24 protein-coding genes are annotated in these 25,141 nt (G+C 56.4%); 15 read left to right on the forward strand and 9 right to left on the reverse strand.

Annotated features, from left to right (window positions below):
- Nucleotides 1-32 precede the first annotated feature (32 nt).
- The 15 genes from HY282_07145 (at nucleotide 33) to HY282_07215 (ending at nucleotide 17,692) form a co-directional block, all read left to right on the forward strand.
- Nucleotides 33-182, forward strand: coding sequence for a hypothetical protein (locus tag HY282_07145; protein MBI3803523.1), 150 nt, complete (start codon nucleotides 33-35; stop codon nucleotides 180-182).
- Nucleotides 183-224: 42 nt separating this feature from the next.
- Nucleotides 225-1,583: an MBL fold metallo-hydrolase gene (locus HY282_07150; protein MBI3803524.1), complete on the forward strand. Its 1,359-nt coding sequence runs from the start codon at nucleotides 225-227 to the stop codon at nucleotides 1,581-1,583.
- An 11-nt stretch (nucleotides 1,584-1,594) separates the two neighbouring features.
- On the forward strand, nucleotides 1,595-3,118 hold the full coding sequence (locus tag HY282_07155; protein MBI3803525.1) for a thymidine phosphorylase family protein: 1,524 nt from the start codon (nucleotides 1,595-1,597) through the stop codon (nucleotides 3,116-3,118).
- On the forward strand, nucleotides 3,115-4,008 hold the full coding sequence (locus HY282_07160) for a ribose-phosphate pyrophosphokinase (GenBank protein ID MBI3803526.1): 894 nt from the start codon (nucleotides 3,115-3,117) through the stop codon (nucleotides 4,006-4,008). The genes HY282_07155 and HY282_07160 overlap by 4 nt, the downstream gene beginning before the upstream one ends.
- 89 nt (nucleotides 4,009-4,097) lie before the next feature.
- The gene (locus HY282_07165; GenBank protein ID MBI3803527.1) at nucleotides 4,098-4,271 is read left to right on the forward strand and encodes a hypothetical protein; all 174 of its coding nucleotides are present in this window, start codon (nucleotides 4,098-4,100) and stop codon (nucleotides 4,269-4,271) included.
- Nucleotides 4,272-4,284: 13 nt separating this feature from the next.
- Nucleotides 4,285-5,994: an AarF/ABC1/UbiB kinase family protein gene (locus tag HY282_07170; GenBank protein ID MBI3803528.1), complete on the forward strand. Its 1,710-nt coding sequence runs from the start codon at nucleotides 4,285-4,287 to the stop codon at nucleotides 5,992-5,994.
- A 124-nt stretch (nucleotides 5,995-6,118) separates the two neighbouring features.
- Nucleotides 6,119-7,180: a type II glyceraldehyde-3-phosphate dehydrogenase gene (locus tag HY282_07175; protein MBI3803529.1), complete on the forward strand. Its 1,062-nt coding sequence runs from the start codon at nucleotides 6,119-6,121 to the stop codon at nucleotides 7,178-7,180.
- A gap of 19 nt (nucleotides 7,181-7,199) precedes the next feature.
- Complete coding sequence (locus HY282_07180; GenBank protein MBI3803530.1) at nucleotides 7,200-9,596, forward strand: copper-translocating P-type ATPase; 2,397 nt, start codon at nucleotides 7,200-7,202, stop codon at nucleotides 9,594-9,596.
- Nucleotides 9,593-9,853 (forward strand): multicopper oxidase domain-containing protein, encoded by a 261-nt coding sequence (locus tag HY282_07185; protein ID MBI3803531.1) that lies wholly within the window; start codon nucleotides 9,593-9,595, stop codon nucleotides 9,851-9,853. The genes HY282_07180 and HY282_07185 overlap by 4 nt, the downstream gene beginning before the upstream one ends.
- Nucleotides 9,854-10,083: 230 nt before the next feature.
- Complete coding sequence (locus HY282_07190; GenBank protein MBI3803532.1) at nucleotides 10,084-10,578, forward strand: hypothetical protein; 495 nt, start codon at nucleotides 10,084-10,086, stop codon at nucleotides 10,576-10,578.
- 108 nt (nucleotides 10,579-10,686) lie between these two features.
- On the forward strand, nucleotides 10,687-11,937 hold the full coding sequence (locus tag HY282_07195) for a TolC family protein (GenBank protein ID MBI3803533.1): 1,251 nt from the start codon (nucleotides 10,687-10,689) through the stop codon (nucleotides 11,935-11,937).
- 26 nt (nucleotides 11,938-11,963) lie between these two features.
- On the forward strand, nucleotides 11,964-13,607 hold the full coding sequence (locus tag HY282_07200; protein ID MBI3803534.1) for an efflux RND transporter periplasmic adaptor subunit: 1,644 nt from the start codon (nucleotides 11,964-11,966) through the stop codon (nucleotides 13,605-13,607).
- Between the two features lie 55 nt (nucleotides 13,608-13,662).
- A complete protein-coding gene (locus tag HY282_07205; GenBank protein MBI3803535.1) occupies nucleotides 13,663-16,935 on the forward strand; it encodes an efflux RND transporter permease subunit in 3,273 nt (1,090 codons plus the stop codon).
- A 59-nt stretch (nucleotides 16,936-16,994) separates the two neighbouring features.
- Nucleotides 16,995-17,291: a FixH family protein gene (locus tag HY282_07210; GenBank protein MBI3803536.1), complete on the forward strand. Its 297-nt coding sequence runs from the start codon at nucleotides 16,995-16,997 to the stop codon at nucleotides 17,289-17,291.
- Nucleotides 17,292-17,407: 116 nt separating this feature from the next.
- The gene (locus HY282_07215; GenBank protein MBI3803537.1) at nucleotides 17,408-17,692 is read left to right on the forward strand and encodes a MerR family DNA-binding transcriptional regulator; all 285 of its coding nucleotides are present in this window, start codon (nucleotides 17,408-17,410) and stop codon (nucleotides 17,690-17,692) included.
- A 10-nt stretch (nucleotides 17,693-17,702) separates the two neighbouring features.
- On the opposite strand, the gene HY282_07220 is transcribed toward HY282_07215, so the two are convergent.
- The 9 genes from HY282_07220 to HY282_07260 form a co-directional block, all read right to left on the reverse strand.
- Nucleotides 17,703-17,900 carry a DUF1232 domain-containing protein gene (locus tag HY282_07220; protein ID MBI3803538.1) on the reverse strand — a complete coding sequence of 66 codons (198 nt, stop codon included), beginning with the start codon at nucleotides 17,898-17,900 and terminating at the stop codon, nucleotides 17,703-17,705.
- Nucleotides 17,901-17,911: 11 nt separating this feature from the next.
- Nucleotides 17,912-18,433 (reverse strand): DUF2231 domain-containing protein, encoded by a 522-nt coding sequence (locus tag HY282_07225; GenBank protein MBI3803539.1) that lies wholly within the window; start codon nucleotides 18,431-18,433, stop codon nucleotides 17,912-17,914.
- A gap of 66 nt (nucleotides 18,434-18,499) precedes the next feature.
- On the reverse strand, nucleotides 18,500-19,285 hold the full coding sequence (locus HY282_07230; GenBank protein ID MBI3803540.1) for a copper resistance protein B: 786 nt from the start codon (nucleotides 19,283-19,285) through the stop codon (nucleotides 18,500-18,502).
- 20 nt (nucleotides 19,286-19,305) lie between these two features.
- Nucleotides 19,306-21,132: a copper resistance system multicopper oxidase gene (locus HY282_07235; protein MBI3803541.1), complete on the reverse strand. Its 1,827-nt coding sequence runs from the start codon at nucleotides 21,130-21,132 to the stop codon at nucleotides 19,306-19,308.
- Between the two features lie 220 nt (nucleotides 21,133-21,352).
- Complete coding sequence (locus HY282_07240; protein MBI3803542.1) at nucleotides 21,353-21,757, reverse strand: hypothetical protein; 405 nt, start codon at nucleotides 21,755-21,757, stop codon at nucleotides 21,353-21,355.
- A gap of 52 nt (nucleotides 21,758-21,809) precedes the next feature.
- Nucleotides 21,810-22,769, reverse strand: coding sequence for a cation transporter (locus HY282_07245; GenBank protein ID MBI3803543.1), 960 nt, complete (start codon nucleotides 22,767-22,769; stop codon nucleotides 21,810-21,812).
- Nucleotides 22,770-22,990: 221 nt separating this feature from the next.
- Nucleotides 22,991-23,599 (reverse strand): cation transporter, encoded by a 609-nt coding sequence (locus HY282_07250; protein ID MBI3803544.1) that lies wholly within the window; start codon nucleotides 23,597-23,599, stop codon nucleotides 22,991-22,993.
- A gap of 124 nt (nucleotides 23,600-23,723) precedes the next feature.
- Nucleotides 23,724-24,632, reverse strand: a complete 909-nt coding sequence (locus HY282_07255) for a cation transporter (GenBank protein MBI3803545.1) — start codon at nucleotides 24,630-24,632, stop codon at nucleotides 23,724-23,726.
- Nucleotides 24,616-25,134 (reverse strand): DUF2231 domain-containing protein, encoded by a 519-nt coding sequence (locus tag HY282_07260; GenBank protein MBI3803546.1) that lies wholly within the window; start codon nucleotides 25,132-25,134, stop codon nucleotides 24,616-24,618. Before HY282_07260 ends, HY282_07255 begins: the two co-directional genes overlap by 17 nt.
- Nucleotides 25,135-25,141 lie beyond the last annotated feature (7 nt).

A 25,141-nucleotide genomic window follows, 5' to 3' on the forward strand; every position in this document is an offset into this window, starting at 1 on the left:
AGATGAAAAAGAGGTGTTTCGGGAGAAGTTCGATGATTGGAACCGTTCTGATGTGGATCGCAGTGGTTGCCTTCGGCCTCAGCGGTGCGGTCCGAATCGCGGAGGGGAAAAGGCTGCTCGGCCTGGCCCTTGTGCTGCTGGCCGCCGCCAATGCCATTCTGTTGAAGGCCGCCAATAGGTAGGCTGGTTTAGCCAAGGCTCTTAAAGGGAGAGGAAAGCCGAACATGGATATCACCTTTCTGGGGGCGACGGGGACGGTGACCGGCTCGAAATATCTGGTTGCGGCCGGCTCTAAGAAACTTTTAATCGACTGCGGCCTGTTCCAGGGGTTCAAGCAACTGCGTCTGAGAAACTGGGAGCCGCTTCCGATCGCGCCGAGGCAGATCGACGCGGTGATCCTGACCCACGCCCATCTCGACCACAGCGGCTACATTCCTCTGTTGGTCAAGAAGGGTTTCTCGGGAAAGATCTATTCCACTCCGGCCACCCGCGATCTCTGCCGCATTCTCCTGCCGGACAGCGGCTTTCTCCAAGAGGAGGACGCGGCCTACGCGAACAAGAAAAAGTTCTCCAAACATGCCCCGGCGCTTCCGCTCTACACGCAGGAGGACGCGGAACGTTCGCTCCGCCATTTTTGGACCGTCGAGTTCGGACGGGATTTCGATCTCGGAGGGGGTCTTAGTTTTCAGTTCAAGCCTGCCGGGCATCTTCTCGGCGCCGCGATGATCTCCCTTCGGGAGGGCGACACTTCGCTTCTCTTCTCCGGCGACCTCGGCCGCCCGAATGATCTCCTCATGGCCGCCCCGTCGGAGATCGGCCGAACAGACTACCTGGTGATCGAATCGACCTACGGCAACCGGCGTCACGATCCCGCCGATCCGAAGAAAGCGCTTGCGGCAATCATCAACCGAACCGTGAGCCGCGGCGGAATCGTCGTGATCCCGTCTTTTGCAGTGGGCCGCGCCCAGGCGGTGCTCTACCTGATCCATCTTCTCAAAGCGGCGCATGAAATCCCCGACATTCCGGTCTTCCTCAACAGCCCGATGGCGGCCGAGGCGACCGATCTCTACTGTGATCACCGGGAGGAACATCGGCTAACATCCGATCAGTGCCGGGCGATGTGCCGCGCCGCGCAGGTGGTCAATAGCGTGGAGGAATCGAAACGGGTCAATGGCTTAAAAGATCCAATGATTCTGATCTCGGCCAGCGGCATGGCCACCGGAGGACGGGTGCTCCACCACCTCAAAACCTTCGCTCCCGACGAGCGGAATGCGATTCTCTTTGTCGGTTTTCAGGCGGGTGGGACACGCGGCGAGGCGATGGTGAACGGCGCCAAGGGGGTGAAGATTCATGGGGCCTACATTCCGGTGAGGGCGGAAGTCGCGACCCTGGAGAATCTCTCCGGCCATGCAGACGCCGATGAAATCATGACCTGGCTGGGCCATTTCGCTGCGCCTCCGCGGGAAACATTTATCACTCATGGCGAGCCTGCCGCGGCGGATGACTTAAGACATCGGATTGAAGAGAAGCTCGGCTGGCGCTGCCAGATCCCGGACTATCTGCAAAAGACCGACCTGAAATAGCGGAGGGAAGGATGTCTTCAAAGGAAGGAAAGTACGCTCATGCGCTTCGGCTTCGGAGAATCGGGATCGACACATACCAGCAGCCGGTGATCTACATGAGGCGCGATTGCCACGTCTGCCGCTCGGAAGGATTTGAAGCGCTCTCCCGCGTCCAGGTGGCCCATAACGGGCATACTATCATCGCAACCCTCAATATCGTAAACACCGATCTTTTGACTCCCGGAGAGGCCGCATTGTCCGAGTCGGCCTGGAAACTTTTGGGGGCGAAGGAAGGAGACCGGATTGACCTTTCTCACCCGCCGCCGCTCGAATCGCTGAGCCATGTCCGCGCCAAGGCTTACGGAAAGCAGCTGGACGAAGTCGCCATGAAGGAGATCATTCAAGACATCGTTGCGGGGAGATACTCCGATATTCATCTCGCCTCATTCATCACCGCCTCCGCGGGGGATCGCCTCGATACCTCGGAGATGGTCGCCCTGACCCGGGCGATGATCGGCGTCGGCGAGCGCCTCAGCTGGAGTCAGACTCCGGTGATGGACAAGCATTCCATCGGTGGCCTTCCCGGAAACCGGACGACGCTGCTGATCGTTCCGATTGTCTCCGCATTCGGCCTGACGATACCGAAGACCTCCTCGCGAGCGATCACCTCTCCCGCTGGCACCGCCGACACGATGGAAACGTTGGCGCCGGTGGCGCTTGACATTCCCTCCATGCGCCGCGTGGTGGAGCGGGAAGGGGGATGCATCATCTGGGGGGGAGCCGTTCGCCTGAGCCCCGCGGACGACGTTTTGATCCGGGTGGAACGGCCGCTGGACCTCGACAGCGACGGTCAAATCGTCGCCTCGATTCTCTCAAAGAAAGCGGCGGCGGGGTCGACCCATGTGGTGATCGACATGCCGATCGGAGAGACGGCCAAAGTGCGAAGCGTTGAAGCGGCCGAAATTCTCCGCGACCGTCTGGAGGTGGTGGGCCGGGCGGTCGGCCTGAACATCCGAGCGGTTTTCACCGACGGCGCCCAGCCGGTCGGTTGCGGGATCGGTCCCGCGTTGGAGGCGCGCGACGTGCTCTCCGTCCTCCGCGGCGAGGCCACGGCGCCCCAGAGCCTTCGGGAGAGGGCGCTCACTCTCGCGGGGGCGATCTTGGAACTCTCCTCCCGAGTGCCCTCGGAAGAGGGATATCATACAGCTCGCGCTATCCTCGACGATGGCCGGGCATGGCGCAAATTTCAGGCGATCTGCAGAGCGCAGGGTGGAATGCGGGAGCCTCAGCGCGCCGGATATACCCGGACGGTTGAAGCCGAACGCGCGGGCGAGGTCGTTCAAATCGATAACCGCCGGCTCGCACGAGTCGCCAAGCTCTCCGGCGCGCCGCAGGCCCCCGCGGCTGGGTTATATTTGCATGCCCTCCTGGGCGCCCGGGTGGAAAAGGGCCAGCCGCTCTTCACGATTCACGCGGAGTCTCCGGGCGAGATGGCCTATGCCTTGGCCTATGTGGAAGGACAAAAGGAGATCTTTCGCATCGAGGAGGCGCGATGAAACCGCTGGTGTTTGCATTGCCGGGCAATGACGATCTGGCCACATCCCTTGCGAATCGGATCGACGCCGAAGTCGGAAAGATTCTCTTCCGACGGTTTCCCGATAGCGAATCTTATTTCCGGATCGAGACCTCCGTTAAAGGGCGCCCGGCGATCCTCTGCTGTACGCTCGACCGGCCCGACACCAAGGCGATCCCGCTTTTTTTCGCGGCGCAAACCGCAAAGGATCTCGGGGCCACCCAGGTCGGGCTGGTCGTGCCCTATCTTGCCTATATGCGTCAGGATCGGCGGTTCCAACCCGGAGAGGGGATCACCTCCGTCTACTTTGCTCGGCTCCTATCCGGCTCCGTCGATTGGCTGGTCACAGTCGATCCCCATCTGCACCGGCGCGCCTCTCTGTCGGAGATCTACACTATCCCTACGCGGGTGATTCACGCCGCCCCTTTGATCTCAACCTGGATTCGCGCCAACATTGTTTCTCCGGTCCTGATCGGGCCTGACAGCGAGAGTAAGCAGTGGGTCTCCGAGATCGCAGCCCGGGCCGGAGCTCCCTATCTGGTTTTGGAGAAGATCCGCCGCGGCGACCGGGAGGTGGAGGTCTCGGTTCCCGAGATCGACCGCTGGAAAAGCTGCACGCCGGTGCTGGTGGACGACATCATCTCTACGGCCCGAACCATGATTGAGACAGTCGGACATCTGCGCCGCGCGGGACTTTCGAAGCCGGTCTGTATCGGGATTCATGCGATCTTTGCCGATCGGGCTGAGGAGGATCTTCAGGAAGCGGGGGCATTGAGGGTGGTGACCTGTAACACGATTCCGCACCCCTCCAATGCGATCGATCTCGGCGACCTGCTGGCGGGAGGGGTGCGCGAGATGAAGGATGCGGTATGAAGCCTTATTGCTCGTCAAAGGATCGATATCGAAGAGCAGGGAAATGAGATCGTCGGCTGGAGGGATGATCATTTTTTCAGGAGGTCTCCATGCGTAACTGGGCTTGGCTCTGTCCTTACATGATGATCGGGTTGGCGACGGGGGTCTTGGTCCTCTTTGGCCTGACCCTCTGGAGCGCTTTTCTGATCGCGCTTTTATTGGTCTGCCCGGCCGTGATGTTATGGGGAGCATGGCAGATAAGAAGCCCGCATAGAAAATTTTGAGAAGGTAAAACGGATGGCACTTCGACCTTACAAGATGAGACTTGCCGATCTGAACCGTCTGCGCAAGATTCTCGTCATCGTCGTCGAATCGGGCGGAGGAATGCTCATTGATCGGCTCCGGCTCCGGTATCTACTTCCGCTTCGATATCGGATCGCGCATCTCTTCAGAGGCGCTTCCGTCGAGGAGAGCCCGGCTCAAATTGAAGGACCGCAGCCGATTCTCTCGCCCCCCGCCTTGAGAACCCTTCTGGAGCGGTTGGGACCGACTTTCATCAAACTGGGACAGATCTTGAGCATGCGCGCCGACCTGGTCGGGGAGACCCTCTCGCAGGAGTTCTCCAAGTTGCAGAGCCATGCCCCTCCTTTTTCGTATGAGGAGGCGAGAAAAATTCTCCGGGAGGAGTTGGGCGGCGCTCCCGAGGAGCGGTTCAAGTCATTTGAAGAGAAACCGGTCGCCGCCGCCTCGCTGGCCCAGGTCCATCGGGCTTTCCTGGAAGATGGAACCGAGGTCGCCGTCAAAATCCAGCGGCCCGGGATTCAGAAGATCATTACCCAGGATATTCACATTCTCTTCTTCCTCGCTGGCTTGGCCGAGCGCTTCCTCCCGGAACTGCGGCTCTACCGGCCGACGCGGGTTATTAATGAGTTCGCCGACTGGACCTTGAGGGAGCTCGATTTCAGGGCGGAGGGGCGCAACGCGGAGCGGTTCCGCTATATCTTCCGAGACAATCCCGATATCACTATTCCGAAGGTCTTCTGGGACCGGACCACCGAGCGGGTCCTGACCGCTTCGTTCTCCCACGGGGTCAAGGTCACCGATCTCGACCGGATCGAGACGTTCGGCGGCGATCGAAAGCGGCTCGCCGCGATCGGCGTGAGCGCCTTTTTTCAACAATTTTTCGTTGCGGGATTCTTCCATGCCGATCCCCATCCAGGAAATTTCTTCGCCATGCCCGACGGGCGGCTCTGCCTTCACGATTTCGGGATGGTCGGATATCTGGACGAAGCGTCGCGCCGGGAGCTGTTGAGCTGTTTGATCTCCTTCGTCAATAAAGATATTGAAGGGTTCACGCGGCATCTGCTTCATCTCGCGACGATCGATCAGGAGAGCGACCTCGCCGGATTTCAGAGAGACATCGCCGGCATCTTGAGCGAGTTCTTCTTCACGGAGCATCCGCCGAGCATCACCTGGGCCTTCTTCCGGGTAATCAACCGGGGGGCGAGAAGCGGGATCCGGTTTCCCGCCGATCTCGCCCTCTTCGGCAAGGCGCTCGCCACCACGGAGGGGATGGGCGTAAAACTCTACCCGGAGTTTGCTTTCAACAAGGAGCTCGAACCTTATGTGATGGGCGCCTTGAAAGATCAATTCAGCCCGACGAAGATCTTCCAAAAACTTCAGGCCGATCTCCTGGACCATGTCGGTTTCCTGGCCTCTCTTCCCGAAGAGATCAGACACGCGCTCGCTAAAATCGAGAAGGGAGAGATCGGCGTTAAAATCGACACCCAGGAAATTCAAGGGATGAAGCGGGAGTTTGATCGGCAGAACGATTTACGAATATTGGGGATGGTTCTGACGGCAGTGGTCCTCGCAACGTTCGGCCTGCTTCACCTGGAGGGGAAGGAGTCCCTTGGAGGGATTCCGTTCAGCGCCCTCGGCATGGTCGTGTCAGCGGTCCTGTTCATCTGGTTTGTGATGCGACTGAGAAAGGGGCCGGAGGCCTGAATCGAGGACCGACCTCCTTCTGAGGGGTTGTGTTCGCTGTCTCTTTTGTCCAGAATGGAGAAAAGTGAGTCCTCTAGAAAATCGGAATTTAATGCATGTGAAGGCTTTAGATAAGGAGCGTACGATGAGCAGAGTAAAGGTGGCTGTGAATGGTTATGGCGTGATCGGAAAGCGGGTGGCCGACGCGGTTCGGAAACAAGACGATTTAGAGTTGGTCGGCGTGGCCGACATCATGACCGACTACCGGATCAAAACCGCGGCGATCTTGGGGATTCCCGTCTTCGCGGCGGCGCCGGAGAAAGCGGCGGAGATGCGATCCTCCGGGATTCCGGTCGCGGGGACGGTGGACGAGCTTCTCTCCCGGGTCGACGTGGCGGTCGATTGCACCCCCAAGAAGATCGCCGCCGGAAACAAAGCGCGTTACGAAAAGGCAGGCGTCAAAGCGATCTTTCAGGGAGGCGAGGCGCACGCGCTGACCGGCCATTCGTTCGTGGCACAGGCGAACTACGAAACAGCGCTCGGACGGCAGATCACCCGCGTGGTCTCCTGCAACACCACCTCCATCGTCCGCACGCTCACGGCGCTGAAGAAGGCGGGGCTGCTGAAGCGCGCGCGGGGGACCCTGATCCGCCGGGCCTCCGATCCCTGGGAGTCGCACCTCGACGGCATCATGAACACGATCGTTCCGGAGAAGGTGATCCCGAGCCACCAAGGACCCGACGCGCGGACCGTCGACCCCGATCTGAATGTCGTCACCATTGCCGTCAAGGCCCCGGAAAACATCAGCCATCTCCATACCTGGTGGGTCGAGCTGACCCGATCTTCCACAAAGGAGGAGGTCCTCGCCGCGTTTCGCGCGGCGCCTCGGATTGCGTTTGTCCGGATGGGGGATGGCGTGACGGCGATCAACAGCACCAAGGAGCTGATGTCCGATCTGGGGCGCCCCCGGGCCGACCTCTATGAGGTGGGCCTCTGGGAAGACGTCCTTACTGTCGAGGGGAATGAAGTTTACTATACCTACCAGGTCGACAATCAGGCGATCGTCATTCCCGAGACGATTGATGCGATCCGAGCGCTGGCCGGGATCGAGAAAGATGCGATGAAGTCGATCGAGAAAACCGACAGGGCGCTGGGAGTGGTAAAAGAATTTCTTCAAATTGAAAAGAAAAAGGCGGAGGCGGCCTAGCGCTTTCGAAAGGGCATCGATGAAGACGAGCACTATCGAGGTCGGGGAGATCCTCTCGCCGCTGAGCGCCCGCGGCGTGGAAAAGCAGTTGATGCGTCTGCCGGGGATGAAGCGGGTGGAGGTCAATCCAGTCTCGGATACCGCCACGGTGACGTATGACGAGGCGGTGATGGATCTCAAAACGATCAAGAAACGGGTGGAGGAGTGCGGCCATCACTGCCGCGGCGAGATGGTTCCCAAACACATCTGCGCGCCGGAAGATCCGGAGATGGAGGCGGCGATGCCGGCTCCGATGGAGGAACACCGGGAGCATGCCGCCCATGCGCCGGCTCCAAAAGCCGCTCCCGCGATGGCGGAGATGGCGCACGAGATGGGGCATGGCCCCGGGATGGATCTGGCGGAGATGGCGCGCGACATGCGCAACCGCTTTTGGATTGCTTTACTCTTTTCGGTTCCGATTTTTCTCTATGCGCCGATGGGAATCGATTTCATCCGGCTGACGCCCCCGTTTGGTTTGAATCTCAACGTCTGGCTCTTTCTGCTGGCGAGCGCCGCGATCCTCTACCCCGGCTGGCCTTTTGTGGTCGCCGCCGTCCGGGCGATTCGAAACGGCGCGTTGAACATGGCGGTCCTGGTGGTGTTGAGCGTCGGAACCGGCTACCTCTTCAGCATCGGCGCGACCTTCTTCTTTCAAGGGGAGCAGTTCTACGAGGCGGCCTCCGTTCTGCTGGTCTTTATCCTGCTCGGTCACTGGCTGGAGATGCGGGCCCGCGCCGGGGCGTCCAGCGCGATCCGGGCGCTGATGGACCTTGCCCCCCCGATGGCCACCGTCTTCAGGAACGACCGCGAAGTAGAGATCCCAACAGCGGAGGTGGAGGTCGGTGATTTGATCGTGATCCGTCCCGGGAACAAGATCCCGGTGGACGGTCAAGTCGTCGACGGATCGTCGCTCGTCGATGAATCGATGCTCACCGGCGAATCGATGCCGGTGAGTAAGGCGCCGGGCAACACGGTGATCGGGGCCACGATCAATAAGAGTGGAACCTTCCGCTATCGCGCCACCAAGGTCGGAGCCGACACCGCGCTCGCCCAGATCGTGAAGCTGGTCCAGGAGGCGCAGAACTCGAAGGCCCCGGCGCAGCTTCTCGCCGATCGCGCCGCCCAGTGGCTCGTCGCTTCCGCGATTGGAATCGGTCTGATCACATTTGCGTTTTGGTACGGATGGGCGGACCGCCCCCTCCTCTTTGCAATGACCCTCACGATCACGGTCTTCGTCATTGCCTGCCCCGACGCGTTGGGATTGGCCACCCCGATGGCAGTCATGGTCGGAACCGGACTCGGCGCGATGAACGGGATTCTCTTCAAGAACGCCGCGGCGTTAGAGGAGGCGACCAAACTGAATGTCGTTGTCTTCGATAAGACCGGAACTTTGACGATGGGCCAGCCGGAGGTGGTGGAGGTGGCGACCGTCGCCGGAAGAGGCGCAGACGAAATTCTCTCCTTGGCGGCCGCGGTCGAAGAGGGATCGGAACACCCGCTGGCCCAGGCGATTCTCCGCCGGGCGGAAGGGCTCCAGCGGGAGCGGGCAAAAGGTTTTACCGCCATCGAGGGAAAAGGAGCGCGGGCCGAGGTCTCCGGCCGGTCGGTGCTTCTCGGGAATCGCCGACTGATGGAGGAAGAAGGGGTCGACATGAGCGGCCTCGATGCGGAATCGAATCGGTTCCAAGGATCCGGAAGAACGGTGACCCATGTCGCTCAGGATCGAAAGGGAATCGGTCTGATCGCGATCGCGGACGCCTCCCGTCCCACCGCCGCCGAGGCGGTGAAGAAATTGAGAGATCGGGGAGTTCATGTCGCCATGCTGACCGGCGATAACCGCGCGACCGCCGAGCGGATCGCCGCGGAGCTGGGGATCGAGATCGTCCTGGCCGACGTACTGCCGGGGCAGAAGGCGGAGAAGATTAAAGAACTTCAGTCGCAGGGGAAGAAGGTGGGAATGGTGGGGGACGGGGTCAACGATGCGCCGGCGCTCACGCAAGCCGATGTCGGATTCGCGATCGGCGCCGGGACCGATGTCGCGATGGAGAGCGCCGATGTGGTGTTGATGAAGAGCGATCCGTATGATGTGGTCGGCGCGATTGAGCTCTCCCGCGCAACGCTACGCAAGATGCGGCAGAACCTCTTTTGGGCGGTTGCTTACAACGTGATTGCCTTTCCGCTGGCGGCGGGAGTATTCTATCCGATCACGATCAGCCCGGAGGCGGCGGCGCTCTCGATGTCCGGAAGCACGGTCCTGGTGGCGATGAACGCCATGTTGCTGAGGTGGACGCGCCTGGCGGGGATTCGAAAATCGTCCGCCGTATCGACTGAAGGAAAGAGCCACGAGAAAACGCATCAGATGCGCCGAGCGGCATGAGGAAAAAGAAAGGGGTGCGAATTAAAAGAGGACTCCTTGCATTCATCGCGCTCTTATTCGCCTCGGCGACGGCGCTGGCCGGGGAGTACCGCTTGGTCATCGATGAAACGCGGGTCAACATCACCGGCCAGGAGCGGATGGCGATGACGATCAACGGCACGGCTCCCGGTCCCGCGCTCCGATGGCGAGAGGGGGAAGAGGTGACGCTTCGGGTGACTAACCGGCTCATGAAGAGTGCGCGACGATTCAGCGGATGAAGGAAATTCTTGCCGAGGAGGACTATGCCGTCGCATCCCATCGGAAGGGATTGGGCGAGAAAGTATCGCCTACCGGATCAGGTCCTTCGTGCTGCTGTGCATAGGTTAATCCTGAGCCCGGCCGATAGTTGTTAATATCGGCCGGGCTCCTCAGCGTAAGCACGAAATAAAAAGGCTGTCAGCTAAATGCACTCCCTCTTCAGTACCAATCCAATAGATCTGTAGGTCTGGTGATTTTTCCAGATAGCGAGGACTATACCAAATCTAAAAGTAAGAAGTTTCTTAGATGCAATGGACTTGACATTGAATTGTTGAACCTGTACGCTTCTCATAAGAACTTGAGTGAACCTATGTTCCATAGAAAAAATATAAAACTGCTGGTTCTCATCACTCTGGCAGCCTCCTTTCTCACCCTTTCGTTAGCCAACGCCTGTATGGTCCCGGATTGGGCTCCGAAAGCGGAAGATTGCTGCACCATTCCTTGCCGGAATGTCTCCTCGCCCGAGCTGGCCAAGAGCTTCTGTCAGCTCTCGACGCTGCAAGGCTCACTGCATGGCGGGCCGCAACTTCCCGCGCCGGCCATTCTTGTGGAAGATGGGCTTGCTTTAATCGTCCAATGTCTTAAGGACCCTCCTCCTATTTTTTCATCAATATTTGACCCGGATCATCCCTTGCAACAACCTCATGGGGATCTCATTATCCTCCACCGCACCCTTCTGATTTAAATCGATCCACTCCAAGCACATTAGCTGGTAATTGCCTTTCTAAAAAATCTTAAGAAGGCGATTGCTCGTCTCTATTTCTTAGCCACATAAAATAACTGGAGTGGTCCGATGAAACGACTTCTCTTGCTCTTTATCTTTTTCTTTAACGCCATTGAACCGTCAATCGCCGCTCCCGCTGCCATAGAAAGTGCCCCGATGCTGGTTTTGGAGGACATCCTCCGGGAAGTGGCCGATAAGAACCCGGAGATCCTGGCAGCGGAAAAGCGGGAGCGCGCAGCCGAAGAGCGCATTCCACAAGCGCGCGCTTTTGACGATCCCCAGATCGGCGTGATGCAATGGTCGATTCCTTCCAATTTCAATCTCGGGAAGGCCGATGAGACTTGGTACACCCTCTCTCAAAGTTTTCCCTTCTTCGGAAAACGGGCGCTTCGCGGCAGCGTGGCCGGCCTAGAGCGGACGATGGCGGGCGAAGAGGCGCGCGGCGTCCGCCTTAAAATACTACGAGAATCAAAGCAGGCGTATTACGATCTCTTCTTCGCTCACAAGGCGCTTGAAATTCATCATACTCAGGTTGAGCTGGCCCGAAAGTTCTCCCAAATCGCCCAGGAGAAGTTTGCCGTCGGAGCGGTCGGCCAGCAAGACATCCTGCGTGCTCAGGTTGAATTGCTCGATCTCTCCAACGCGCTGGTCACGTTAGAACAGGAGCGGGAGACGGCGGAGGCGCGGCTCAACACCCTCCTGAATCGACCTTCCGACGCGCCGCTCGGTCTCCCTCAACCCCCGACGATCCCGGCGGTTGAGCCTTCAGTGGAGATGCTGCAGCGCGAAGCGGAGGAAGCCCGCCCTGAGAATCGGATGCACGCGCTGGCGATTCGCCGCGGAGAAGAATCGATCAAATTGGCCCGCCGCGATCTTTTTCCCGATGTGATGGCGGAGGTGGCCTATTGGGACGTTCATGACGGTCCGAACCGCTGGATGGCCTCGGTCAAAATCAATCTCCCCTGGATCAACAAGAAAAAATACGACGCCCGCATCCGGGAGAACGAAGCCGAGCAGTCCCGCGCCGAAGCCGCCCATCAAGCGGCGATCAATGAGACCGCCCTTCGAGTCAAAGAAGTTCTTGTCCGGTTCCAATCATCGCGGCGTCTGGCCCGGCTTTACGAGAGCGGCATCCTGCCGCTGGCGGAGCAGTCGCTGGAGGCGGCCACGATCGGATATCAGACGAAGAAGAACGATTTCCTCACTCTCATTGACGCGCAAAAGAACCTGAAGGAGTTGGAGCTGACCTACTTTCGCTCCTTGGTCGATGTGAATAAAAACGCAGCCGAGCTGGAAGAGCTGGTTGGAAGAGGATTTTAACTTTACAAAATAAGGAGGATACAAAAATGAGAGCATTACAAAAGTTGGGTAGAACCAGAAAGATCGTGCTCCTGCTGGCGATTATTGCCATCGCAGCTTTATTGGTCTCGCAAATGACGAAGAATCAAGCGCTCGGAGGGACGGAAACAGAGCGGGCAATGAAGGAGATGGATGGGATGCCTAGCATGGAAGGGATGAAGATGGGCGTCAATGAAACCGGCCAGGCGTCGACGATGCTTACGCCGGAGAAGAAGCAACGGATCGGCGTTAAAGTGGCCGAAGTTCAGGAGAAAGAGGTGGAGAAAGGAATCCGGGCCGTAGGCCGCGTGGCTTACGATGAACGGAAGCTCGCTCGGATTAATTTGAAGGTAGACGGTTGGATCCAGGACCTCTTCATTAATTTCACTGGACAAGTGGTGAAAAAGGGAGAACCGCTCCTGACCCTTTATTCTCCCGATCTGCTTACAACGCAGCAGGAGTACCTGTTGGCGAAAAGAAGCCAGGCAAAACTTGTGGCCAGTTCGGTCGCCGAAGTACGGGAGACTGGAGACGTCCTCCTTTCTTCGACGCGAAGAAGGCTTCTTTTGTCCGGAATCACCGAGAGGCAGATTCAGGAATTGGAGAAGCGAGGCGAGCCGCAGACGGCCATCGTGATCACCTCGCCAATCAACGGCGTTGTCACCAAAAGGGAGGGAACCCAAGGGATGCGGGTCACACCGGAGATGACCCTTTACGAGATCGCCGATTTGTCCACCGTCTGGGTCGTTGCGGAGGTCTACGAATCCGATCTTGCATACGTGAAAGAAAGCCAGGAAGCCGCCGTCACCGTCGACGCTTACCCCGGCGAGATGTTTCGCGGGAAGGTGGCCTACATCGATCCCTTTCTCAATCCCCAAACCCGGACCGTTCGGGTCCGGCTGGAGCTTCCCAATCCGGGTTTTAAACTCAAGCCGGAGATGTTCGCCCAGGTGGAGCTGAAGGCTTTACTCGGAAAGGGCCTTTTGATTCCGGAGTCGGCGGTGCTCGACTCCGGCCTGCGTAAAATCGCCTTCATTGACAAAGGGATGGAGACGTATGAACCGAAGGAGATTAAAGCGAGCCGGATCGACGGTCAATACCTCGTTCAGGAGGGACTCTCGGTGAGAGACAAAATCGTCACCTCGGCCAATTTCTTGATCGACTCCGAGAGCAAGTTGATGGCTTCGTCCAACATGATGGGGGCGCTCGGGATGGCCGGCATCAAGATGGAGCAGGCACAGATGGGTGAGATGGATATGAAAGGGATGGAAGGAATGAAAGGGATGGAGGGGAAGAAAACCCCTGCAGGACCGCAGACTAAGAAAGCGGGAGGTCTCTCTCTGACCCTGTCAACGGAGCCGGCGCCCCCGAAAGACGGCGAGAACCTCGTCCGGCTGAAAATCGTCGATGCTTCCGGAAAACCGGTTGAAAACGCCAAGGTCGTCTTTTCCTACACGATGGCCATGCCTGGAATGAAGTCGGTGAAAGTTCCGGCCTCATTCAAGAACGGTCAGTATGAGGGGAAGGTCAAATTCGGTATGGCAGGAACGTGGGAGGTGACCGCCCTTATTACCCCACCTGGCAAACCGGAACTTCAGGAAAAATTCACCTTGGAAGCGGGCGATGGAATGGAAGGAATGCCGGGAATGTAATGCTAATCGGGGCGGGGTAGACCCGCCCCGATTACGAAACTGATTGGAGTTTCACATGATTGAAAAAATCATCGATTATTCTGCCCGGAATAAATTTTTAATCATCACAATCACCTTTTTTCTGGTCGCCTGGGCGGTCTGGGCGATGCGGAATGTTCCCCTCGACGCCATTCCGGATCTTTCGGATGCGCAGGTCATCGTCTTCACAGAATGGCCGGGCCGAAGCCCGACCCTCATTGAAGATCAGATCACTTATCCGGTGATCACCTCGCTCATCTCCGCGCCGAAGGTAAAGTATGTCCGTGGCCAGTCGATGCTGGGGCTCTCCTACGTCTACGTCATATTCGAAGACGGCACCGATATCTACTGGGCTCGAAGCCGGGTCCTGGAATACATGCAAGGGGTCTCTCAAAAATTGCCGGAAGGAGTGACCCCCACGCTCGGTCCGGATGCGACCGGCGTCGGATGGGTTTATCAGTACGCCTTGGTGGATGAATCGGGAAAGCACGATCTGGCGGAGCTTCGGACCCTTCAGGACTGGTCTCTGCGCTACTGGCTTCAATCGGTGCCCGGGGTCGCGGAGGTCGCCTCGGTCGGCGGCTTCGTTAAGCAGTACCAGGTCAATATCGATCCGAATAAGCTGGCGGCCTACCCTATCCCGCTCAATCATGTCGTCATGGCGATCCGCGCGAGCAACAACGACGTCGGAGGGCGGGTTATCGAGCAGGCAGGCCGGGAATATGTCATCCGGGGGCAGGGCTATATCCAGTCGACCGAGGATATTCGCATCATCCCGATCGGAACCGACGAGAAGGGTACACCGATCCGAGTGGAAGATGTCGCGAATGTGACGATTGGTCCCGACATTCGGCGGGGGGTGGCGGAGTTGGATGGAAAAGGAGAGGTGGTCGGCGGGGTCGTCGTCATGCGTTACGGCGAAAATGCGCTGAACGTGATCAACCGGGTGAAGGAAAAGATCAAGGCGATCGGACCCTCGTTGCCGGAAGGGGTCAAAATTGTCCCCACCTATGATCGATCCGATCTGATCGAACGGGCAATCGACACGCTTAAACATACCTTAACAGAGGAGCTGCTCATTGTCAGCGGGGTCATTCTGATCTTCCTTTGGCATATCCCCAGCGCCATGATTCCGATCGTGACGATTCCGATTGCGGTAATCCTCTCTTTTATTCCGATGTACTATTCGGGCCTGACCTCGAATATCATGTCGCTGGCCGGCATTGCCATTTCCATCGGTGTTCTGGTGGATGGCGCCATCGTGGAGGTGGAGAATGCCTACAAAAAGCTGGAACATTGGCAATCGACGGGAAGGGTCGGCGACTACCATGAGGTGCGGCTCAATGCGCTGAAGGAGGTGGGGCCTTCGGTCTTTTTCTCGCTGCTCGTTATCGCCGTAGCCTTTATTCCGATCTTCACCTTACAAGCGCAGGAGGGCCGTCTCTTTAAGCCGCTCGCCTTTACCAAAAATCTGGCGATGGCAATCGCGGCCGTGCTAGCCATCACGCTCGATCCCGCGATGCGGATGCTCTTCACCCGGATGGATCCTTTTACTTTTCGACCCAAATGGCTCTCCTGGATCGGTAATCATGCCTTGGTTGGAAAGTACTACGCTGAAGAAAAGCATCCAATCAGCCGGCCGCTCCAGCGGATTTATCATCCTGTGCTCGAATTCATGCTTCGGCACCGTTGGCCGGTGGTGATTTCGGCCGTTTTGATCGTTCTTCTCACTATTCCCGTTTATCTTCGCCTCGGCTCAGAGTTTATGCCTCCTTTGAACGAAGGGACGATCCTTTATATGCCGACCACCCTCCCTGGGATTTCAATCACCGAAGCAACGCGGATTTTAAAGATCCAGGATCAGATGTTAAAGGAATTTCCGGAGGTGGAGCGGGTCTTCGGGAAGATCGGCGAGGCGAAGAGTGCCACCGACCCTGCGCCGCTGAACATGGGAGAGACGGTCATCACTTTAAAACCGAAGGACCAATGGCGGCCTGGAATGACCTGGGAAAAGCTGATCGCCGAGATGGACAAGAAGCTGAAGTTCCCCGGCGTCCCGAACATCTGGTGGATGCCGATCCAGACCCGGACTGAAATGCTCGCCACCGGCATTCGAAGCAATATCGGGATCAAAATTTTAGGGGCCGATTTAAATGAGATCGAGAAGATCGGGCAACAGATCGAAGGGGTGATGGCCAAGATTCCGGATACGCGATCTTCTTTCTTCGAGCGGGTGACAGGCGGCTATTACCTCGATTTCGTGATCGACCGGAAGGCGGCTTCTCGTTATGGGCTTCGGGTTGAAGAGATTCAGGAGATCATTGAAACGGCGATTGGAGGGAAAAATATCTCGCAAACCGTGGAAGGCCGGGAGCGCTACCCGATCAACGTTCGCTACGCGCGCGAATACCGGGATGATATCGAAAAGTTAAAGCGTGTTCTCGTGCCGACTCCCGCCGGAGCGCAAATTCCGATGGCTCAGCTGGCTGAGATCAAATATACCGAAGGCCCTCCGATGGTGAAGGATGAGAGCGCCATGCTGGCGGGGGTGGTCTTTGTCGATACCACGAGGTCTGATATGGGGGGCTATGCCAAAGAGGCTCAGAGAATCGTTGCGGAGAAGGTCAAGCTTCCAGCAGGATACTCATTGGTCTGGGCCGGCCAATATGAATATCTTCTGCGGGCCAAAGAGCATCTGAAAATTGTTTTGCCGCTCACCTTTTTTATTATCTTTCTTCTCCTTTACCTGAACACCGGTTCTGCGGTAAAGACCCTGATCGTCTTTCTCGCCGTTCCCTTTTCAGCGGTCGGCGCCATTCTGTTTTTATACTTCCTCGGTTACAACATGAGCATCGGGGTCTGGGTCGGACTGATCGCCTTGATGGGGCTCGATGCCGAAACCGGTGTCTTCATGCTCCTTTATCTCGACCTTGCTTATGAGGAGCGGCTAAGGAACGGAACAATGCGAACCATACGGGACTTAAAAGAAGCCATCATTGAGGGCGCGGTCCATCGACTTCGGCCGAAAGTGATGACGGTCAGCGTCATGTTTATGGGTCTGGTTCCGATCATGTGGTCGGCTGGCGCCGGCGCCGATCTGATGCGGCGGATTGCAGCGCCAATGATCGGCGGCATTTTCACTTCATTCATCATGGAGCTGCTGATCTATCCTGTCATTTACGAGATCTGGCGGGAGCGCGGGTTAAGAAGAACGACGTTTGAAAAGGACGCAAATGTAGAACCTGTGTCGGTTTTGCTCTCAGATGAGAGGAGTATTCATGAAACAGACCGAAAAGAAGAACCCCGATAAGCAGAAGGAAATATGAGGCCTTCGATCATTTTGTTCCTTTTACTGGGCGTTTTGCCGTCTTGTACGTGCGGCAGCAGTACGAAGATTTTAACGTCCTACATCGGGAGCGGGAAGATTATGTTTTGACCTTGTCACCTTCTTCCTCTGGTAGGGCGATCACCGACGCAAGGATCACCTTTCACTATTCCATGCACGGGATGCGCGGCGCCGAAAAAGGCGCGCTCACCGACAATGGGAACTATGAGGTGGAGATCGATTTGATGATGGGAGGCGAGTGGACGATCTCCATCGAAATAGAACGACCTGGTATTAAGAAGATCCGGGAAAAATTTATCATCGATGCTGGGCCGTACTAGCTCATAAGAGTGCTATCAAAACGAATGAATCGCTTATCCAGCGTGATTTCCCTGAATTAAAAAGACTTGACTCTATATCTAGGGAGAGGGTTTATAAAGAAGATGAGGGGAATGAAATGAAAACGCTCTCGATCGGGCAGGCAGCAAAGGAGGCGGATGTAAATGTCCAGACCCTCCGCTATTATGAAAAGCGTGGGTTGATCCCGGCCCCTGCGAAGGGAATCCGGGATGCACCCCTGCTCAACCTGCAGCACCGATCCAAACGACGAGTGAAAAGAGGAATTGCCCACCAGGGCGACGCTACCGGCAAGGAGCCCGGCCGCAATGGAGACGATCCCTTCGATCAGGTTATACCCTACCGTGAAATAGGACAGCCGCAACGCTCTGCGCTGAAGTGCTGAATCCATCCTATCAACCTCCCTCTTTTTCCGCCGGCATTCTGCATTCCTCGATCGCCTCTCTGGGTATCATTTTCAGAGCCACAAAGATAAGAGCCGGGACGATGATCATGTCGTAGAGGTGGCCGATCAGAGGAATAAAATCGGCAATGAGATCGAACGGAAAAAGGAGATAGCCAATAGAGCCGCTTCCGATGTCCGGATCGTTCATGGATATCTATTTCAGTGGTTATCCTCATGAGTCGATTTCTCTGTCGCCGATTTCAGAACTTCGGGATTTATTCCTGTCCCGGACTCAAATACGAGCCGGCCGCCCCGATCAGCTCCCAGAGCGACTAGCGCCGACAAGACCGCCAGCCCCAGCAGGAGTCTCCAGCGGTGAGAAACCCAATTCTTTTTTTTGTTGATCCAGAGAAGATAACCCGTCAAAAGGATTCCTACAGCGGTAGAGGCGACCATCCAGTTCCGGTGAATGTGGATGAAATCATGGCCCGGCGCGTCATGCCCTCGCGGGTCGGTCGCCGCGACAATATTGGCGGCGATAAATCCGGTCGGAAGAGCGATCAAGGCCGAGAGTGTTCCCAAGTAAAGCATCCAGGTTGCAGCGAAATGGAATTTCTCATCACGCAAAACAGCAAGCACTTCCATCGCAAGCGCCCCCACAAAAAAAGCGATTGGAAAGTGGATCAGCAAAGGGTGGATATTTCCTCGGAGCGTAGCCATTCCTGGAAGCAGCGTTTCCATTTTTCTCTCCTTATTGGTAACCGGATACGTTCAACCTACCTGATGTTCATTCTATTTCCACAATTTTCAGAACCACATTCTCACACCGGCCACAAAGCGAACCTGCCGGGGGTCGCCCCCTTCCCGCCGCACGAGGTCGGCTGTGCCGAAGAAGCTCCGGTCAAACGAGACGCCGAGGTAGGGGGCGAACTCGCGCCGGATCTCATAGCGAAGGCGGAGTCCCAGCTCAATGTTGTTCAACCCTCTGCCGGTCGTGAACTTTTCGACCCTCTGAATGGCGGCGTTGGTCTCAAAGCGAGGCTGGAAAACCAGCCGTTGTGTCACCAGATAGTTTTTTGTGATGGTGAAGCGGGCAGACAGGTCGCCGTTCTGGCTGATAAATAGCGCAGACTTGATCTCGTAGCGATAAGGAATCAGTCCTTCAAAACCGATGACCGCATGCGCGCGGGTCACGTTGCGATCGCTGAAGGTCTGCGTTTCGGCGCGGAGACCGGCCTGAAAGTCGTAATACTTCCGGATAAAGCGTCCGTAAAGCAGTTGGAAGTCGATGTCGTAGTCGGCTTTGAACGCGGTGTGGCGCTCCCCTTCGCTCTTGAACCAGAGGCGGTTGTAATCGCCGCCGCGCCATCCCTCGATGTCCCACCGGAAGTCTCTATCCGTTCCTTTCGGGCGGTATTCGAACACGTCGGCGAGGACGAAGGTAAACGGCTCCATATCGTCGACCGGACTGGGCCAGTTCCGCTGCGGCGATAGGTTCGCCGGCGTACGGCCCTCCTTGTCCGATACGACCTGCGCGCTCGAAGCGCTGAAGGCGTCCGTTGCTCCCGACAGATAGATGAGAGCGATCAGCATGAGAATTCGTAGAGAAGTTTTCATGACCGCACCTCCGACGCTTTCTCCGAGACCTCGACGACCCGGAACATCCCCGCTTCCATATGAAAGAGGAGGTGGCAGTGAAATGCCCATCTCCCCGGCGCGTCGGCGGTGATGGCGACTGAGAGGCGCTCGGCGGGCTTGACGTTGATCGTGTGCTTGCGCGGCAGGTGCTCGCCGGCGCCGTTCTCCAGTTCCATGAACATCCCGTGCAGGTGGAGCGGATGTTCCATCATGGTGTCGTTGACGAACGTCCAGCGCAATCGCTCACCGAAGCGAAAGTGAATCGGCTCTTTCGCTTCGGAAAACTTTTTCCCGTCGAACGACCAGATGAAGCGCTCCATATGCCCGGTAATGTGAATTTCGATTTCGCGCTCCGGCGCGCGCCGGTCGGGATACGGATGCAGACTCTTCAGGTCGGTATACACAAGCACCCTCCGGCCGTCGTTCCCCAGCCCGGCGCCCGGTTCGTCCAACCGGCTGCGCGTGACATCAGGGACCATCTGATTGCCGGAGCCGTGCGTGTCGGGACCGTGCTTGACTGGGGCGCTGCCGGGAATCTCCGAGCGATGCTGATCTTCCATCTGCATCCCTGGCATATTTTCCATATCCCGCATATTATGCTCCCCAGGCTCATTAGGCATTCCTTCCATTTCCTTCCCATGCTGCATCCCGGGCATCTCTCCCATCCCTTCCACGATCATCCCCATGTCTTCCATCGTGCGAAGCGGACGGGGTCGGCGCGCCGGGATCTCCGCGCTCATGCCGGGCCGCGGGGCAAGCGTCCCGCGCGTGTAGCCGCCGCGATCGATCGACTCTGCGAAGATCGTGTAGGCGCGATCCTCCTTCGGCTCGACGATTACATCGTACGTCTCCGCCGTCGCGATGCGGAACTCATCCACTTCGACCGGCTGAACATTCTGACCGTCTGCCTGAACCACCCTCATTTTTAAACCCGGAAGGCGAACATCGAAGATGGACATGGCCGATGCGTTGATGAACCGCAGGCGGACCCGCTCGCCGGAACGAAAAAGTCCCGTCCAGTTGGAGGCCGAGGGAAGCCCGTTGATCAGGTAGGTATAGGCGTGGCCGGTCACGTCGGCCAGATCGGTCGGGTCCATCCGCATCCGGGCCCACATCCGGTAGTCCTCAAATGTCGCGCGCCAGCCGTTTTTCTTCGCGACGGAGAGGAATTCTTTCATCGTTCGCCGTTGAAAATTGAAATAGCCCGCCTGCTTCTTGAGTTTGCCCATCATTTTCATGGGGTCCTCAAACGTCCAATCCGAAAGCACCACTGCATAATCTCGGTCATACTTAACCGGATCCGGTTCACGCGGATCGATGATCATCGGCGCATAGACGCCAACCTGTTCCTGAAATCCCGAATGGCTGTGAAACCAGTAGGTCCCGCTCTGTTTTAAGGGAAAGCGATAAGTGAACGTTGTTCCCGGCTTGATTCCGCCGAAGCTGACGCCGGGCACCCCGTCCATATCAGGCGGGACAAGCACCCCATGCCAGTGAATCGAAGCGATCTCCTTCAAGCGGTTCGTCACGTTGAGCGTGACCTCTTCCCCTTCACGCAGGCGAACCAGCGGCCCCGGCACTGTGCCGTTGATCGTCACCGCCGTCCCGGATCGATTCCCGACGCGGAAAGGGGTCTCGGCGATCGTGAGATCGATGATGTTCCCGGTCAATTCCCCGGTTTGCGCTAATTTCGTCGGCCTCGCCCACGCGTAGGCGGGCGCGAAGCGTTCCAACAACGCCAGCATCCCTAGTGCCCCGGCGCTCTTCAGTAACTGACGTCTGGAAATAAGATCTGTTTTCATCCCAACAGCCTCCTTACCGACATGTATCATTTTCCTCTTCCTGCCAAATGCAGGCGTGCTCACGCTTAAAAGGAAAATAAATAGATAGGAAATAGGACATTAATCCTCTTTTTCGATGGCTCGAAAAATTGCTCGAAAGAACTTTTATCCACGGTTGCTTAAAAAGAGCGCCGCTGGATATGCTACGAGCATCACTTTCCTAAACTTCGGAAGAGAAGGTTTAAATTCGGTAGATGGAGTAGAGCTGATAATATTCGGTCAACAATTTTGGAAGGATGTTTATTTCAAAAAGAGGCTTTTGATAACCATGGGACTGGGTTAGACGGAAGGAAAGCTCGGCCGGAGCGAAGGTCTGCCGATCGACAGAACCAACTTGTTCATAGAGACGTTCTTTTTGTGCATTGCTGCTATAGGAGATCGATCCTGAACAAGAGTGCTCTGTCCCTTTGGAAGCATGGTGGGTATCGTCCATGTCCCCGTGATGGCCATGATTGGCATGTGTCGCCTCGCCTGCGTGGGCGGCAGATGATGACCTGTCCCAGGGGCAAACGCCCCAGACAAAGAACCAGAGGAGAATGAACAGAGAGACGACCAGTCGGTGTCCTGAAGGATCATTCCTTTTCATGGCGTGACTATACTCCAATATTATATATTAATCTAGGCATTTTCAGACAGGCTCACGTCTTCGCGCTATGAGCGCTCAGTTCGATACTATGGGCCAATCGCTTTTGGAGATCACAATAGAGGAGTTGTGGATGACAAGAGGTCGTCTCCATCTGAATCGTCGCATGGCTGATCCCGAAGTTCTCGAATAGTTGCTTTCGGAGCCTTTTCAGCAGCTGATCCCCCTGACTGATGGGCATATCCTCAACAAGAAGCTGGCACGTAAGAAGATATAACTCCGTTCCTTCAGACCAGATATGGAGGTCGTGAACGTTCCGAACGTATGGAGCGGACCGGATGAACTCTGAGACGTTTTCAGGATTAATGCCCGCTGGGGTGCTTTTTAATAGAACCATATTCGCTTCTTTGAGGATGCCGACAATCCCAAAGAGAATCGCTGCGCCGATCCCGAAGCCGATCAGCGGATCGATTAAGATCCATCCTGTAGCCGAAATCAATACTCCACCGATAGCCGGAGAGAGGGAGATCAATGCGTCGCCTAGGTTATGAAGATAGGCGCTGCGAATATTGACATTCTTTCTCGAGGATTCTCGAAGAGTGAGGGCCACTCCCAAATTTCCAAGCGAGGCGATCAGGCCCGCGATCCACATCATATTTCCATGGACCGCAACCGGATGAATGACCCGGTAGAATCCTATCAGCATAATGCCAACGGTCAGGAGGATCATGGCAACAGAATTGACCCAGGCGGCCATTACCTCCATCCTGTGGAAACCGAATGTTCGCCGCCCGGAAGCCGATTTGGATCGCTGAACAAAAGCATAAAACGTCAACAGAAGGGTCCCCTCATCGACGAAGTTGTGAAGAGCATCACTCAATAGCCCCAGACTGTTTGCCGACAGACCACCGGCCGTCTCGACGAGGATTACAACCGTATTTAACAGCAAGGCTGCCTTTAATCTTCGCCTCGTTTCCTCTGTTTTAAGTTCCCCCTGGTCATCTTCAAAACCCATAGCTACTCCTATGCTCTTAAATGATCAATCCAGTACTTAGTAGAATAAACATTTTATTCGTGAAGCGCAACCTATGCTCTTCAGTTATTTCTAGAATATCTAAACCTTTCTGACCGGAAAACAAAAGAGGTCGATCGCTGCTTTCACGGATACGCGGTCAACTAAAAAAGGGACAGAGGACGCGAGGGAAAGGGGACCCTCCGTTTTCGTGCACCCCCAAGCTAACAGCACAGTTTCTCTTCCTTCAGCGCCTCATACCCCTCTTTCGCGGCAAAGAGGACAATAATGAGACCCGTGGCCGGGTCTGCCCACCAGAGACCATAGAGATAGTTCAGCCCTAACCCAATGAGCAGAGCAATCGACAGAAAAACGCACGCGAGCGTCTGTTTAGAATCCGCAATGACGCTTCGACTCTTCATTCTCCGTCCTGTCTGGTTTTTAAAATAAAACAAAACTGGCATAATCACGACAGAGAGAAGAGCAATAACGATCCCGAAGAGGCTTGGAGCGGCTGCTTCGCGGCGGATTAATTTCTCGACCGATTCATAGGTGACATAAGCCGCTAGTATGAGAAAGGCATATCCTACGCCCCGAATGGCTCTGGCCTCGCGCAGCTCTTCTTCCTTTTCGGTCATTGCACGGTTTCTGTAAAACCTCCATATGATAATGCTGCCGGAGAACGACTCGATAAAGCTATCGAGACCGAATCCTAGAAGGGCTACGCTCCCAGCAATGAGCCCCGCCGCAATCGAGGCCACCCCTTCGAGAAGGTTGTACCCGACGGTCACATAGGCTAACCAGAGCGCCCTCCTTTGAAGCGTTACATTCATATAATTTCCTGCCTCCCCGCCAGGTTCCTGCACTCCTCTACGACGTCCTTCGGAATTATTTTCAAAGCCACAATTACTAGAATTAGAGTGGTTCCGATTATCTTTAGATGCTCCATGGCCATTTTTAATTACTCCTATTTCTTGGAAATCCAATCCGATGGCCAGGGGGGACCGCGACCTGAAGCGTCGTATGGGTAATCTGAAACTGGTCGGAGAGGAGCCCTTCAAGGGATTGTTGGACTGCGGGCCAGTCCTGAAGTTTGGAGATCGTCACATGAGCGCTTAAGGCATACTTTCCCGAAGTCAACGTCCAGACGTGCAGATCATGAACCTCCTCCACTCCTTCCATCGCCGCCATCGCCCGGCCGACCTCGCTCAAATCGATATGCTCCGGAACGGCTTCCAGCAATACATTGACGGCCTGCTTGAGAAGACTCCACGTTCGGGGGAGAATAAAGAGACCGATGCCGGCGCTGATTAACGGGTCGGCGAGTTTCCAACCAGTCGTCAGTATCATCAGCGCGGCAAGGATGACTCCGACGGAGCTGAGCATATCGCTGAGCGCCTCCAGATAGGCCCCTTTCATATTAATGCTCTCTTTAGAACCGGCGTGCAACAGCCGCATGCCGACGACATTGACGATCAGCCCGACGACGGCCACACCCATCATGGGTAGCGCCAGGACCTCCGGAGGATCGATGAATCGCCGATAGGCCTCGTAGAGAATATAGAACGAAATAAAAATCAGGATGACCGCATTGAGGAGCGCGCCCAAAATCTCGACCCGATAGTAGCCATAGCTCTTCTGCGGCGTCGGAGGGCGTTGGGCAAACCACATGGCGAAGAGGGAAATCGCCAGCCCTCCGACGTCGGTCAGCATATGTCCTGCGTCGGCCAGAAGGGCCAAGCTACCTGTCAAAAGCCCCCCGATGACTTCTATAATTAGATAGCCAAGGGTGATTGAGAAAACGATGAAGAGTCGCTTTCGATACCCGGATCGTTCATCGATATTGATTTCAGTGGTTGTCTCCATGGTCGGATCCTTCCGGCGCCGCTTTAAGGATTTCGGGGTTCACCCCCGTTCCAAACTCAAACACCAAGCGCGCCCCCCTATCGGCTCCCAACGCGACCAGCGCCGAAAAGATAACCAATCCCGCGAGAAGTCGCCAGCGATGGGAAGCCCACTTGCCCTTATGATTGATCCAAGAAAGATAACTGGAGAGAAGTATCCCGAGCAGCGTAACAGCCACCATCCAGTTCCGGTGAACGTGGATAAAGTCATGGCCGGGGGCTGCATGACCACGTGGATCAGTCGCTGCAATCGTATTTGCAGCAATAAATCCGGTCGAGAGAGTGACGATTGCCGCAAGCGTTCCTAGATATAACATCCAGGTTGCGACGAAGTGGAATTTCTCATTCCACAGAACGGCGAATCCTTCCATAGCGAGCGCCCCCAAAAGAAAGGCGATCGGAAAATGGACAAACATGGGGTGAATGTTCTGAAGAGATGCTAGACCCGGGAGCGCTGTTTCCATTTTCATC

This window comes from Candidatus Manganitrophaceae bacterium, assembly GCA_016200325.1.
Taxonomy (GTDB): domain Bacteria; phylum Nitrospirota; class Nitrospiria; order SBBL01; family Manganitrophaceae; genus Manganitrophus.

Bases quoted from the DNA above. Each gene is read 5' to 3' on its own strand.
- HY282_07260 (MBI3803546.1), bottom strand. From the start codon at position 25,134: ATGGAAACAGCGCTCCCGGGTCTAGCATCTCTTCAGAACATTCACCCC.
- HY282_07255 (MBI3803545.1), bottom strand. From the start codon at position 24,632: ATGGAGACAACCACTGAAATCAATATCGATGAACGATCCGGGTATCGA.
- HY282_07230 (MBI3803540.1), bottom strand. From the start codon at position 19,285: ATGCTGATCGCTCTCATCTATCTGTCGGGAGCAACGGACGCCTTCAGC.
- HY282_07165 (MBI3803527.1), top strand. From the start codon at position 4,098: ATGCGTAACTGGGCTTGGCTCTGTCCTTACATGATGATCGGGTTGGCG.
- HY282_07225 (MBI3803539.1), bottom strand. From the start codon at position 18,433: ATGGAAACGCTGCTTCCAGGAATGGCTACGCTCCGAGGAAATATCCAC.
- HY282_07235 (MBI3803541.1), bottom strand. From the start codon at position 21,132: ATGAAAACAGATCTTATTTCCAGACGTCAGTTACTGAAGAGCGCCGGG.
- HY282_07240 (MBI3803542.1), bottom strand. From the start codon at position 21,757: ATGAAAAGGAATGATCCTTCAGGACACCGACTGGTCGTCTCTCTGTTC.
- HY282_07200 (MBI3803534.1), top strand. From the start codon at position 11,964: ATGAGAGCATTACAAAAGTTGGGTAGAACCAGAAAGATCGTGCTCCTG.
- HY282_07185 (MBI3803531.1), top strand. From the start codon at position 9,593: ATGAGGAAAAAGAAAGGGGTGCGAATTAAAAGAGGACTCCTTGCATTC.
- HY282_07250 (MBI3803544.1), bottom strand. From the start codon at position 23,599: ATGAATGTAACGCTTCAAAGGAGGGCGCTCTGGTTAGCCTATGTGACC.
- HY282_07245 (MBI3803543.1), bottom strand. From the start codon at position 22,769: ATGGGTTTTGAAGATGACCAGGGGGAACTTAAAACAGAGGAAACGAGG.
- HY282_07160 (MBI3803526.1), top strand. From the start codon at position 3,115: ATGAAACCGCTGGTGTTTGCATTGCCGGGCAATGACGATCTGGCCACA.
- HY282_07145 (MBI3803523.1), top strand. From the start codon at position 33: ATGATTGGAACCGTTCTGATGTGGATCGCAGTGGTTGCCTTCGGCCTC.
- HY282_07170 (MBI3803528.1), top strand. From the start codon at position 4,285: ATGGCACTTCGACCTTACAAGATGAGACTTGCCGATCTGAACCGTCTG.
- HY282_07155 (MBI3803525.1), top strand. From the start codon at position 1,595: ATGTCTTCAAAGGAAGGAAAGTACGCTCATGCGCTTCGGCTTCGGAGA.
- HY282_07180 (MBI3803530.1), top strand. From the start codon at position 7,200: ATGAAGACGAGCACTATCGAGGTCGGGGAGATCCTCTCGCCGCTGAGC.
- HY282_07205 (MBI3803535.1), top strand. From the start codon at position 13,663: ATGATTGAAAAAATCATCGATTATTCTGCCCGGAATAAATTTTTAATC.
- HY282_07150 (MBI3803524.1), top strand. From the start codon at position 225: ATGGATATCACCTTTCTGGGGGCGACGGGGACGGTGACCGGCTCGAAA.
- HY282_07175 (MBI3803529.1), top strand. From the start codon at position 6,119: ATGAGCAGAGTAAAGGTGGCTGTGAATGGTTATGGCGTGATCGGAAAG.
- HY282_07195 (MBI3803533.1), top strand. From the start codon at position 10,687: ATGAAACGACTTCTCTTGCTCTTTATCTTTTTCTTTAACGCCATTGAA.
- HY282_07215 (MBI3803537.1), top strand. From the start codon at position 17,408: ATGAAAACGCTCTCGATCGGGCAGGCAGCAAAGGAGGCGGATGTAAAT.
- HY282_07220 (MBI3803538.1), bottom strand. From the start codon at position 17,900: ATGAACGATCCGGACATCGGAAGCGGCTCTATTGGCTATCTCCTTTTT.